The 13,111-nt window shown below is 53.0% G+C and carries 11 protein-coding genes; 5 read left to right on the top strand and 6 right to left on the bottom strand.

Going from position 1 to position 13,111, the window contains the following annotated elements:
- Positions 1-4: 4 nt before the first annotated feature.
- The 3 genes from J4650_RS09055 to J4650_RS09045 all read right to left on the bottom strand — a co-directional run bounded on the left by J4650_RS09055 (position 5) and on the right by J4650_RS09045 (position 3,871).
- Positions 5-1,273: an SLC13 family permease gene (locus tag J4650_RS09055; protein ID WP_000200859.1), complete on the bottom strand. Its 1,269-nt coding sequence runs from the start codon at positions 1,271-1,273 to the stop codon at positions 5-7.
- A gap of 67 nt (positions 1,274-1,340) precedes the next feature.
- Positions 1,341-2,528 (bottom strand): sugar diacid recognition domain-containing protein, encoded by a 1,188-nt coding sequence (locus J4650_RS09050; protein ID WP_001533732.1) that lies wholly within the window; start codon positions 2,526-2,528, stop codon positions 1,341-1,343.
- A gap of 275 nt (positions 2,529-2,803) precedes the next feature.
- On the bottom strand, positions 2,804-3,871 hold the full coding sequence (locus J4650_RS09045) for an AI-2E family transporter (protein WP_000892056.1): 1,068 nt from the start codon (positions 3,869-3,871) through the stop codon (positions 2,804-2,806).
- A 207-nt stretch (positions 3,872-4,078) separates the two neighbouring features.
- Between J4650_RS09045 and bepA the strand changes: the two genes are divergently transcribed.
- Together bepA and arsC are read left to right on the top strand one after the other, a co-directional pair.
- On the top strand, positions 4,079-5,542 hold the full coding sequence (bepA, locus tag J4650_RS09040) for a beta-barrel assembly-enhancing protease (protein WP_000489631.1): 1,464 nt from the start codon (positions 4,079-4,081) through the stop codon (positions 5,540-5,542).
- Positions 5,543-5,581: 39 nt separating this feature from the next.
- Complete coding sequence (gene arsC, locus J4650_RS09035) at positions 5,582-5,941, top strand: arsenate reductase (glutaredoxin) (RefSeq protein WP_000132650.1); 360 nt, start codon at positions 5,582-5,584, stop codon at positions 5,939-5,941.
- Positions 5,942-5,967: 26 nt separating this feature from the next.
- Here the strand turns inward: arsC and J4650_RS09030 are convergent, their stop codons facing one another.
- The 3 genes from J4650_RS09030 to upp all read right to left on the bottom strand — a co-directional run bounded on the left by J4650_RS09030 (position 5,968) and on the right by upp (position 8,767).
- A complete protein-coding gene (locus J4650_RS09030; protein WP_061835882.1) occupies positions 5,968-6,669 on the bottom strand; it encodes a DnaA inactivator Hda in 702 nt (233 codons plus the stop codon).
- A 94-nt stretch (positions 6,670-6,763) separates the two neighbouring features.
- Entirely contained in the window at positions 6,764-8,053 is a 1,290-nt protein-coding gene (gene uraA / locus J4650_RS09025) for a uracil permease (protein ID WP_000198344.1), read from the bottom strand.
- A gap of 87 nt (positions 8,054-8,140) precedes the next feature.
- Positions 8,141-8,767, bottom strand: a complete 627-nt coding sequence (gene upp / locus J4650_RS09020; protein WP_000706208.1) for a uracil phosphoribosyltransferase — start codon at positions 8,765-8,767, stop codon at positions 8,141-8,143.
- A 413-nt stretch (positions 8,768-9,180) separates the two neighbouring features.
- Between upp and purM the strand changes: the two genes are divergently transcribed.
- From purM to ppk1, 3 genes are all read left to right on the top strand, one after another.
- A complete protein-coding gene (gene purM, locus J4650_RS09015) occupies positions 9,181-10,218 on the top strand; it encodes a phosphoribosylformylglycinamidine cyclo-ligase (protein ID WP_000130477.1) in 1,038 nt (345 codons plus the stop codon).
- A complete protein-coding gene (purN, locus tag J4650_RS09010) occupies positions 10,218-10,856 on the top strand; it encodes a phosphoribosylglycinamide formyltransferase (protein WP_001028589.1) in 639 nt (212 codons plus the stop codon). The genes purM and purN overlap by 1 nt, the downstream gene beginning before the upstream one ends.
- 188 nt (positions 10,857-11,044) lie before the next feature.
- Positions 11,045-13,111, top strand: coding sequence for a polyphosphate kinase 1 (gene ppk1 / locus J4650_RS09005; protein ID WP_000529555.1), 2,067 nt, complete (start codon positions 11,045-11,047; stop codon positions 13,109-13,111).

Genomic DNA, 13,111 nt, shown 5'->3' with positions numbered 1-13,111 from the left:
GGGATTATCCTGCAAAACCAAAGAAACCGAACATCAGAGTAGAAATAAAGGTAATGGCTAACCCCACCAGCGTTTCATACGGCATTAGCTTTAAACGTTCATGAATTTGCATATTGACGCTGCCGCCCGTCGCGTGGAAAAAGCTGCCGTGCGGCAGATGGTCCAACACCGTGGCGCCCGCATGGATCATAGCGGCTCCCGCCAGGGCGGAAACGCCAAGTTCAAGTAACGTGGGAGAGAAAACGCCGGACGCCACCGCCGTTCCCGCCGTAGTTGAGGCCGTCGCCATTGACATCATGGCGCCAGACACGGGCGCCAGCAGCCAGGACGGCAATCCCGAAGCGGTGAGGCCATGAATCAGGACATCTTTAAGTTCAGAATTAGCGATAATGCCGGCCAGCGTACCGGTTCCCAGCAACATAATAGCGACAGGCGCCATACGCATCAGACCGGCGACCATGTACTGGTTACAGTGGCGCGCGCGTCCCATCAACAGCAGACCGACCAATCCCCCTACGGGCAGGGCAATTAACGGGTCAATGGAAATGCCGGCAAACGGACGGAGAGAAAGCAGGAAAATAGCGACCAGCGGCGCGCTAATCGCCACCAGAAAACCGGGTCTGGCGACGGAGTCATCATGGTGAGTCACTTCATGATCGGCGACGCCCGCGCCTTTATTATTCAGCCGTTTCGCTAACAGATAGGCGATAATAAGCCCAACGATGCCCGGAACCACGCCCGCCAGCATAATAGAGGTAAGAGGAACATGAAACGCATCAGAGGCGGCAATAGCGTTCGGGTTGGGTGACATCACGTTACCCGCTTTGCCGCCGCCAACCATCGCCAGCAGAATAGCGCTTTTTGACAGGCCTGCATTACGCGCAATCGACAGCGCAATCGGCGCGACGGTAATCACCGCCACATCAATAAATACGCCGACGGCGGTCAGACATAGTGTGGCAATGGCTAATGCCAATAATGCCCGGGTTTCCCCCACTTTGCGGACAATCGTCTCAGCAATCGTATTCGCCGCCCCGGACTCAATTAATACGCCCGCCAGTACGCCTGCGGCCAGAATACGCAATACGGCATTAACGATGCCCTGCGCGCCTGACACCATCAGCGACACGGTTTGCAGAAGATCGGCGCCGCCAATCAAACCGCCGACCAGCGCGCCCGCCATCATGCCGTAGGCTGGCGACACTTTTCTTAAAATTAATACGATGGCCACAACCAATGCGGCAATGGCTCCCAGGGTGGATATCGACGTCATATACTGCGCCTCCTTTAACATGGAGCGCGCAGTATGGAAAAACCCGCCTAAAAATCCGCTGGAGCTTTCAACAAATTTCGATTCGACCTGGCAGCGGTAACTTGTCGGACGGTACAGATTCGGCCTGGAGCTCCATACCGATATAAAGCCAAAGCGTACTTTTTAACTCATTGATTTTTATGTGCGTAATATCCTCACAGCGCTGTAAGCGATAGCGCAATGTATTCACATGAATATGCAATGCTTTGGCCGTTTGCGTCAGGTCACAATTATGTTCAAACCAGGTCCGCAGCGTCTGTTGCAATACGCCTTTCGCGTCATGTTGCGCCAGTTGCAGCCACAGACGCGATAACTCCTGCACTTGCCAACTTTCAGACAGCCCGCTTAGCAGCGCGGGAAGCGCGTGGTCATGATAAAAAATGTACTGGCTGCGCAGCTTTTGTCTTTTCGCCATCGCCTGCGTGGCTCTCGCAGTGAGCAAAGATCGGTGCAATCCCGTCTCGCCGGCAAAATAGCCCCCAACCAAAATACGGCTAAAGCCCGATGATGCAGCCCATGATTTAAAAATCTGCAATTCACCCATTTCCTGGCGGGTATTCCACTTTCCCTCTTTTAACGTGATAGGCTTAATAATGATTAATTCATTAAATTCGGTAAACGTCACCAAATGGTTGCGCGCGTGATTCTCGAAATAATCCATTACATTGCGCAGCGCTTCGCGATCCGGCTGGGAAAGTTCAATAATCAGCACCACTCTGGGAACCGCCAGATCAATGCCCAGATAGGCCGCCATAGAGCGCAACGACTCTGTTGAATTTTCTCGCAAAATCAATTGGTTGATCAGCTCTTCGCGATAGCGTTTATCCCACTGTCGCTGTTCGATCAGCACCATATGCTCGATCACCAGCTCCGCCGCCATTTTAACCAGCTCGGCATACGCGCGAACCTCCTCCGGTTCGCCGGTAATGCCGACCACGCCGATAAGCTGTTCATGAAAAGAGATGGGAAGATTAATGCCGGATCGCACGCCTTTAAGCTGATTGGCGGTAGCGGAATCAATTTCTACAATACGGTTTTCCTTCAGCGCCAGAATGGCCCCTTCATGACGCTGGCGAAGCCGCGAAGGTTCGCCAGACGCGATAATGACGCCATGTTCATCCATGACGTTTACCGAGTAAGGAATAATTTTCATGGCTCGCTGTACAATTTGCCGCGCGGTATACCCTTTCAAGTAATGTTTTCTCAACACACTCATTCCCTGTTTCGTTATCGCTTCACATTAAAAAAACAATCTCGCATCAATGATGTCACTTATTAACGAATTTCTCAGAAGAATGCTTAGGCTAAGTCACCAAATTTTGGCGGCTTTACAGCGAGAATTTTGTAGGTTCCAACAATAAAAATGCCGCAACACGGTGCGGCATTAAAAAAAGAGCGGCTTTCTAAGCGCTTGTCCCTCATCAGGCGTGCGCAAAATGGCGGCAGGGCACTATGATGTCGTTCACGCTTTACAACTTTTGTACTGACCGCTCAGGATGAGGCATCCGTCACCTGACCATCCGGCCAGGCATGGACAACGGCTTTAATCAGCGTCGCCAATGGAATGGCGAAAAACACCCCCCAGAATCCCCACAGACCGCCGAAAATCACCACTGACAGAATAATCACCAGCGGATGCAAATTCACCGCTTCGGAGAAAAGTACCGGTACCAGCAGATTGCCATCCAGCGCCTGAATAATCAGATAAACGGCAAAACAGCTCCAGAATTCCGTCCCCAGGCCAAACTGAAACAGCGCGACGCCCACCACCGGAATTGTCACCACAAAGGCGCCGATATAGGGGATCAGGACCGAAAAGCCCACCAGTACCGCCAGCAGCAGCGAATAGTTGAGTCCAAACAGCAAAAAGCCCAGCCAGGTCGCTACGCCCACCACCACCATCTCCAGCACTTTTCCGCGGATATAGTTGGTGATCTGCTGATTCATCTCATTCCACACCTGCCCCGCCAGCCCGCGATTACGCGGCAGTACGCGGCGCACGGCATTCAGCATCTGCTCTTTATCTTTTACCAGGAAAAAGACCATCAGCGGCACCAGCACCAGATATACCGCCAGCGTCAGTAGCCCGACTAACGACGCCAGCGAATACTTCACCACCGAATCGCCCATGTTAAGCATCCGGGTACGCATGTTTTCCGCCATCGCATCAATAATGCCCGCATCCATCAGCGCCGGATAGCGTCGCGGCAAGGTCGCGGCAAAATCGGACAGTTTATTCAGCATACCGGGCATATCACGAATCAGGTAAATACCCTGCTGCCAGGCAATCGGCATCACCACAAACGCCATTAATAACAAAATACCGACAAAGAGGATAAGGACAATGGAGGCTGCCCAGCGCCGGGAACAGCCAATCGCCTGCAGGCGCGCCGTCGGCCACTCCAGCAGGTAGGCCAGTACGATTGCGACCAGCAGCGGCGCTAACAGGCCGCTAAAGAAAAAGAGGATGCTAAAACCAGCCACCAGAATGACCAGCAAGGCAATCGCCTCCGGGTCGCTGAAGCGACGGCGATACCATTGCATTAACATTTCGAGCATAAAACCCTTCCCAGAACTCAACTGCGGGATTGTGATGCCGAATTGTATCGAAATGTCACAAAAAAGACTTCGCTTTTTATCGTTGATTCAGGAAACTAAAATAGTGAGTCTGTGCTCATCACAGTTACACTTATGAAGTGTCGGAGCGTGGAACGATATTTCACGACGTTGGTCAAAGGGCTATCTCAAAACAACAGGATAGAGGTTATGTTCAGGCAGTTGAAAAAAAACCTGGTGGCAACCCTCATTGCAGCATTGGCTCTCGGTCAGGTCGCGCCCGCATTTGCCGACCCTGCCGACACGCTGCCCGATATGGGAACCTCGGCAGGAAGCACGCTTTCTATTGGACAAGAGATGCAAATGGGCGACTTTTATGTGCGCCAGCTACGCGGTAGCGCGCCGTTAATCAACGATCCGCTGCTGGTGCAATACATTAACGCGCTGGGGATGCGTCTGGTCTCGCACGCCGACTCCGTCAAAACGCCCTTCCATTTTTTCTTGATCAATAATGACGAAATCAACGCGTTCGCGTTCTTTGGCGGCAATGTGGTGCTGCACTCGGCGCTTTTTCGCTACGCGGATAACGAAAGCCAGCTAGCTTCAGTCATGGCGCATGAAATCTCCCACGTGACGCAGCGCCACCTGGCGCGCGCGATGGAAGATCAAAAGCGCAGCGCGCCGCTTACCTGGGTGGGCGCGCTGGGTTCCATTTTGCTGGCCATGGCCAGCCCACAGGCCGGTATGGCGGCGCTAACCGGTACTCTGGCGGGAACGCGCCAGGGAATGATAAGTTTCACCCAGCAAAATGAGCAAGAAGCCGACCGTATTGGTATTCAGGTACTGCAACGCGCCGGATTTGACCCACAGGCGATGCCCTCTTTCCTCGAAAAACTGCTCGACCAGGCGCGTTACTCCACGCGACCGCCTGAAATTTTGCTCACTCACCCCTTACCGGAAAGCCGCCTTGCGGATGCCCGCAACCGTGCCAACCAGATGCGCCCGGTCGTGGTGCAATCTTCCGCTGACTTCTATCTCGCCAAAGCGCGCGCCCTGGGAATGTACAATTCCGGACGTAACCAGCTCACCAGCGACCTGCTGGATCAGTGGTCTAAAGGCAACGTGCGTCAGCAACATGCGGCGCAATATGGCCGGGCGTTGCAGGCGATGGAAGCGAGCAAGTACGATGAAGCGCGCAAAACGTTGCAGCCGCTGTTAAGCGCGGAACCGAACAATGCCTGGTATCTTGACCTCGCCACCGATATTGACCTGGGGCAGAAAAGAGCCAACGACGCGATTAATCGCCTGAAAAATGCCCGCGATCTGCGCGTTAATCCTGTGCTGCAGTTAAACCTCGCCAATGCGTACCTCCAGGGAGGCCAGCCGAAAGCGGCGGAAACCATTCTGAATCGCTACACCTTTAGCCATAAAGATGACGGTAACGGCTGGGATCTGCTTGCTCAGGCCGAAGCCGCGCTGAACAACCGCGATCAGGAGCTGGCGGCACGCGCTGAAAGTTATGCGCTGGCGGGACGACTGGATCAGGCAATTTCACTGCTCAGTAGCGCCAGCGCCCAGGCAAAACTGGGTAGCCAGCAACAGGCGCGTTACGATGCGCGTATCGACCAGTTGCGCCAGTTACAGGAACGCTTCAAGCCATACACGAAAATGTAATCGCCGTTTATTAGCCGGATGGCGTCACAAGGAGAACTCATGACCGACACGATTAAAATCTACCATAACCCGCGCTGCTCGAAGAGCCGCGACACGCTGAACCTGCTGAAATCTAACGGCGTGGAACCGGAAGTGGTGCTTTATCTGGATACGCCCGCCGACGCCGCCACCGTGCGGGAACTGCTGCGTATGTTGGGCATGTCCAGCGCGCGCGAACTGATGCGCCAGAAAGAAGATCTCTATAAGACGCTTCACCTGGCGGATAGCCAGCTAAGTGAAGAGGCGTTAATCCAGGCGCTGGTTGAACACCCTAAACTGATGGAGCGCCCCATTGTGGTAGCAAATGGCCAGGCGCGCATTGGCCGACCGCCTGAGCAGGTGCTGGACATCCTCGGTTAACCGTTGAACGCCGCCGTCGCGGCGTATTACAGTTTCAGAATCTCTTTGACAAACGGGATCGTCAGTTTTCGCTGGGCAGTGATCGACGCATGATCGAGCTGATCCAGCGTCATAAACAGCGTACGCATTTCGCGATCAAGACGTTTGAGTAAAAACCGCCCGACATCTTCCGGCAGTTCAAACCCCCGTAACCGGGCGCGCAACTGTAGCGCCTGAAGTTTGTCTTCATCGGAAAGAGGCTGGAGTTTATAGATTTGCCCCCAGTCCAGACGGGAAGCGAGATCGGGCAAGCCCAGATTTAACTGTCTTGGCGGACGATCGCCGGTGATCAATAACCGCGTCTTACCGGACTCCAGAATGCGGTTATAGAGATCAAAGATCGCCATCTCCCACAGTTCATCGCCAGCGACACACTCAATGTTATCAATACACACCAGCGAGAGGTGTTCCATACCGTCGAGCACTTCCGGCACGAACCAGGTACGTTTATCGAGCGGGACGTAGCCTACCGCATCTCCACGCTGCGACAGTTCAGCGCAGGCGGCGTGCAGCAAATGGCTGCGGCCCGCGCCTTCACGCGCCCAAAGGTAGATATATCCACTATGTTCCTGGCGCAACACGTTTTGTAACGCGGCCAGTAGAGAGGCGTTATCCCCCGGCCAGAAACTTGCGAAAGTTTCGTCGTCAGGAAGATAAAGTGGCAAAGAGAGCTGTGCCGGTGTGTTCAGAGATACCTCAACCCAGGATGACATAAAATCGCGCTGAGTTTACCACATAATTCCCTTGAGATAGAACCGGGCAGCATCGCTGCCCGGCAACCCGTTACTGATGCGGAGACTCCGCATCATTTGCCTCCAGTACCACTTCTTCCGGACGCAACAGGCTAATCAGTTTAAAAATCAGGCTCAGGCAAATCCCGACGATGGTCGCCAGCGCCATCCCTTTCAATTCTGCCGCGCCGATATGCACTTTCGCGCCGCTCACGCCGATGATCAAAATCACCGAGGTGAGGATCAGGTTTTGCGCTTTGTTGTAATCGACTTTCGATTCGATCAATACGCGAATCCCCGACGCGCCGATAACGCCGTACAACAGCAGCGAGACGCCGCCCATCACGGGTAACGGGATAATCTGAATCGCCGCGGCCAGTTTGCCGACGCAGGAAAGCAGAATGGCGAAAATCGCCGCGCCGCCGATAACCCAGGTACTGTAAACGCGGGTGATCGCCATGACGCCAATATTTTCCCCATAGGTGGTATTCGGCGTGGAGCCGAAGAAGCCGGAGACGATCGTTGACAGTCCGTTAGCGAACATCGAGCGGTGCAAACCGGGATCGCGCACTAAATCTTTTTTGACGATATTCGCCGTCACCACCAGATGACCGACATGCTCGGCGATCACGACCAACGCCGCGGGCAGAATCGTCAGGATCGCGAACCATTCAAAACGCGGCGTATAGAAAGTCGGTAGCGCAAACCAGTGTGCCTGGGCAATCGGCGTGGTATCGACCACCCCCAGCGCGAATGACAGCGCATAGCCTGCCAGCACGCCGATCAAAATCGGAATGATCGCCAGGAAACCGCGAAACAGTACGGAGCCGAACACCGTCACCGCCAGCGTGACCATGGAGATGATAATTGTTTTCGTGTCCGGCGACTGCCCTTGCGCAGGCAGCAATCCGGCCATCCCCGCCGCGACGCCAGCCAGCTCCAGACCGATGACGGCAACGATTGCGCCCATTGCCGCAGGCGGGAACATCACATCCAGCCAGCCGGTGCCCGCTTTTTTAACGATGAAAGAGACCAGACAGAACAGCACGCCGCACATAATAAAACCGCCCAGCGCCACTTCATAACCCAGCGGCAACAGCAGTAGTACCGGGGAAATAAAGGCAAAGCTCGATCCGAGGTAGGCCGGAATTTTACCTTTGCAGATAAAGAGATACAGCAACGTTCCGATACCGTTAAACAGCAGCACCGTCGCGGGGTTGATATGAAACAGAACTGGCACCAGCACGGTCGCGCCAAACATGGCGAAAAGGTGCTGTAAACTAAGCGGGATTGTCTGTAAAAGCGGCGGTCTTTCACTCACCCCGATAGCACGGCGCGTCATAGTGTTTTCCTCTAAGTGTGTTTGTTATGAGTTGTTTTATTCAAAAAAAAGCCGACTCTTAAAGTCGGCTTTTAATTATTTATTCACTTATTTGGTACCAAAAATCTTATCGCCGGCATCGCCAAGCCCCGGAATAATGTATCCGTGCTCGTTAAGCCCCTGATCGATAGAGGCGGTGTACAGTTCAACGTCCGGGTGCGCTTTTTCCAGCGCCGCAATGCCTTCCGGCGCGGCGACCAGCACCAGCACCTTAATGCTGCTACAGCCTGCTTTTTTCAGCAGGTCGATGGTCGCGATGACAGAACCGCCGGTCGCCAGCATCGGGTCGACGATCAGCGCCATGCGCTCATCAATGTTCGATACCAGTTTCTGGAAATAAGGTACTGGCTCAAGCGTCTCTTCGTTACGGTACATCCCGACTACGCTGATACGCGCGCTCGGTACATTTTCCAGAACGCCTTCCATCATGCCCAGACCCGCGCGCAGAATCGGCACAACGGTAATTTTTTTACCTTTGATCTGGTCGATTTCCACCGGGCCATTCCAGCCTTCGATGGTGACTTTTTCCGTTTCCAGGTCGGCTGTCGCTTCATACGTCAGCAGGCTGCCTACTTCTGAGGCGAGTTCACGAAAGCGTTTAGTGCTAATGTCGTTTTCACGCATCAGACCCAGCTTGTGTTTGACGAGTGGGTGTTTGACTTCCACGATCTTCATACTCTTCTCCTATCCTCAGATGACTGGCAACCACAAAAAAAATCGCCGGATTATACCGCTTTTCCTCTCTGACGCAACACAATGTATGCTTGACCTGGATCAACCAAAAGCGCTGATAGTGGAGAAGTGAGTATAAATCACTCACGTTGAAACAGGCGATAAAGGCTAACAACCGTTTGAATCTTAGCAATTTTAAGGATGAATGGCCTGTCCCGACCGCCTGTCGTAAACCAAGTGCTGGATATCCTTTTCTTTTTTACCAACAAAGAAATTTTCAAGCAGCGACCGAAACCATGCCAAAAAAATCGTCCGGATATCCAGGGCGCAGACCACGCTCGCAAACGTTTGCTTTCCCTGTTAGAATTGCGCCGAATTTAACTTTTACCGCAAGAAAAAACGTGGGGAACCAGGCAGTGACCGATAAGACCTCTCTTAGCTATAAAGATGCCGGCGTCGATATTGATGCGGGTAACGCTCTGGTTGATCGAATCAAAGGCGTAGTGAAGAAAACTCGCCGCCCGGAGGTTATGGGCGGTCTGGGCGGTTTCGGTGCGCTGTGCGCGTTGCCGCAAAAATATCGTGAACCGGTACTGGTTTCCGGCACTGACGGCGTAGGCACCAAACTTCGCCTGGCGATGGACTTAAAGCGTCACGACGCTATCGGTATTGATCTGGTGGCGATGTGCGTAAACGATCTGGTCGTTCAGGGCGCGGAACCGCTGTTTTTCCTCGATTACTATGCCACGGGTAAACTGGATGTCGATACCGCTGCCAGCGTGATCAACGGTATTGCCGAAGGCTGCCTGCAATCCGGCTGCGCGCTGGTCGGCGGCGAGACGGCGGAAATGCCGGGCATGTATCACGGCGAAGATTACGATGTGGCGGGTTTCTGCGTCGGCGTAGTCGAAAAATCAGAAATCATCGACGGCTCCCGGGTTGCCGAAGGCGACGTGCTGATTGCGCTCGGCTCCAGCGGCCCGCACTCGAATGGATATTCACTGGTGCGGAAAATTATTGACGTTAGCGGCTGCGACCCACAAACCACTCTGTTGGAAGGGAAGCCGCTGGCCGATCATCTGCTTGAACCGACCCGTATCTACGTAAAATCGGTTCTGGAACTGATTGAAAACGTCGATGTGCACGCTATCGCCCACCTCACCGGCGGCGGCTTTTGGGAAAATATTCCGCGCGTTCTGCCGGAGAATACCCAGGCGGTAATTAATGAGTCGTCCTGGCAGTGGCCCGCCATCTTTACCTGGCTGCAAACCGCCGGTAATGTCAGCCGACATGAAATGTACCGTACCTTTAACTGCGGCGTCGGCATGGTGATTGCGCTCTCCGCTCCGGAAGCGGACAAAGCGCTTGCTCTGCTAAACGAGAAAGGTGAAAACGCATGGAAAATCGGTATCATCAAAGCCTCTGATTCCGAACAGCGTGTGGTTATTGAATAATGAATATTGTGGTGCTGATTTCCGGCAATGGAAGCAATTTACAGGCGATTATCGATGCCTGCGAAGCGAAGAAAATTAAAGGCACCCTCAGGGCAGTATTCAGCAATAAGGCCGACGCGTTCGGCCTTGAACGCGCCAGAGAAGCCGGCATTCCGGCGCAAGCGCTGACTGCCGATCGGTTTGACAGCCGCGACGCCTTCGATCGCGAGTTGATTCGCAAGATAGACGCGTATGCGCCCGATGTGGTCGTGCTGGCTGGTTTTATGCGTATTCTGAGTCCGATGTTTGTCGCGCATTACTACGGGCGTCTGCTGAACATTCACCCTTCCCTGCTGCCAAAATATCCGGGGTTGCATACCCATCGCCAGGCGCTGGAAAACGGCGATGAGGAGCACGGTACCTCGGTACATTTCGTGACAGACGAACTCGACGGCGGCCCGGTCATTCTCCAGGCGAAGGTGCCGGTTTTTGCCGACGACAGCGAAGATGATATCACCGCACGCGTACAGACTCAGGAACATGCGATTTATCCGCTGGTGATTAGCTGGTTTGCGCAGGGGCGTCTAAAGATGCGCGATAACGCCGCCTGGCTGGACGGGCGTCGTCTGCCGCCGCAAGGTTATGCGTCTGACGAATAATACGTCATCGAACAGGACTGTGTCTGCTTGCCGGATGGCGGCATAAATGCCTATCCGGCCTACTCTTTTCCCTTCCTTTATGCTATCAGTTTATTGTCATATTTTTCTGGCGCAGTTGGACATTAACGCGTAATGCTCGCCATAATCATCAGGCAGTGTCCCGTGAATAAAACGGAGTATAGGTAGTAATGGGTCAGGAAAAGCTATATATCGAGAAAGAACTAAGCTGGTTAGCATTTAACGAACGCGTGTTACAGGAAGCGGCGGACAAATCCAACCCGTTGATTGAGCGGATGCGGTTCCTGGGAATCTATTCTAATAACCTCGACGAGTTCTACAAAGTGCGTTTCGCTGAACTGAAACGACGTATTATTATCAGCGAAGAACAGGGTTCAAATTCTCATTCACGCCATTTGTTAGGCAAAATTCAGTCCCGCGTGTTGAAAGCAGACCAGGAGTTCGACGGCCTGTACAACGAATTACTGCTGGAAATGGCGCGTAATCAAATCTTTCTGATCAACGAGCGTCAGCTCTCGGTGAACCAACAAAGCTGGTTGCGCCACTATTTTAAGCACTATTTGCGCCAGCATATTACCCCGATTCTCATTAACCGGGAGACGGATCTTGTTCAGTTTTTAAAAGATGATTACACCTATCTGGCGGTGGAGATTATCCGCGGCGACACCATCAACTATGCGCTGCTGGAGATACCGTCCGACAAAGTCCCACGCTTCGTTAATCTGCCGCCGGAGACACCGCGCAGACGCAAACCGATGATCCTCTTGGATAATATTCTGCGCTACTGCCTGGATGACATTTTTAAAGGGTTCTTCGACTATGACGCGCTTAATGCCTATTCGATGAAAATGACCCGCGATGCCGAATATGACCTGGTGCATGAGATGGAATCCAGTCTGATGGAGCTGATGTCTTCCAGCCTGAAGCAGCGCCTGACCGCTGAACCTGTGCGCTTTGTCTACCAACGCGATATGCCCGCCGCGCTGGTCGACGTACTGCGGGAAAAACTGACGATCTCCCGGTATGACTCAATCGTACCCGGCGGGCGCTACCACAATTTTAAAGACTTTATTAATTTTCCGAATGTCGGTAAAGCCAACCTGGTCAATAAACCGTTACCGCGGTTACGCCATCTTTGGTTTGATAAAGAGAAATTTCGTAACGGTTTCGACGCGATTCGTGAACGTGATGTGCTGCTCTATTATCCTTATCACACCTTTGAACATGTGCTGGAACTGCTGCGTCAGGCGTCGTTTGACCCAAGCGTGCTGGCGATCAAAATCAATATTTATCGCGTAGCGAAAGACTCGCGCATTATTGACTCGATGATCCATGCCGCCCATAACGGCAAAAAAGTCACCGTGGTGGTGGAGTTGCAGGCACGCTTCGATGAAGAGGCAAATATTCACTGGGCCAAGCGGTTAACCGAAGCGGGCGTCCACGTTATTTTCTCTGCGCCTGGGCTGAAAATTCACGCCAAACTCTTTCTCATCTCACGAAAAGAGGGCGATGACGTGGTGCGTTATGCGCATATCGGCACCGGTAACTTCAACGAAAAAACGGCGCGGCTGTATACCGATTATTCGCTGCTGACCGCCGATGCGCGCATTACCAATGAAGTGCGCCGGGTCTTTAATTTTATTGAAAACCCCTATCGCCCGGTCACTTTCGATTATTTGATGGTTTCTCCACAAAACTCACGGCGTCTGCTGTATGAGATGATCGATCGTGAAATCGCCAATGCCCAACAAGGCTTACCGTCAGGGATTACCTTAAAGCTTAACAACCTGGTCGATAAAGGGTTGGTCGACAGGCTATACGCCGCGTCGGGTTCGGGCGTCCAGGTCAATCTGCTGGTGCGCGGTATGTGTTCTCTTATTCCGCAACTGGAAGGCATTAGCGATAATATTCGTGCGATTAGCATTGTGGATCGCTATCTGGAACACGATCGGGTTTATATTTTCGAAAACGGCGGTGATAAGCAAGTTTGGCTCTCTTCAGCTGACTGGATGACGCGTAATATTGACTACCGTATCGAAGTCGCTACGCCTATCCTCGACCCGCGGCTTAAACAGCGCGTCCTGGATATCATTGACATTCTGTTTAGCGACACGGTAAAAGCGCGTTTTATCGATAAAGAACTCAGCAACCGCTACGTACCGCGCGGCAATCGCCGTAAAGTCCAGGCGCAGCTGGCAATTTATGACTACATCAAATCACTCGAGCAACCAGACTAA

The organism is Salmonella sp. 32120201201600049SM (genome assembly GCF_017572835.1).
In the GTDB taxonomy this organism is placed as follows: Bacteria; Pseudomonadota; Gammaproteobacteria; order Enterobacterales; family Enterobacteriaceae; genus Salmonella; species Salmonella enterica.
The sequence above is the reverse complement of the archived record's forward strand: the minus strand, read 5'-3'. Positions and strand labels throughout refer to the sequence as shown.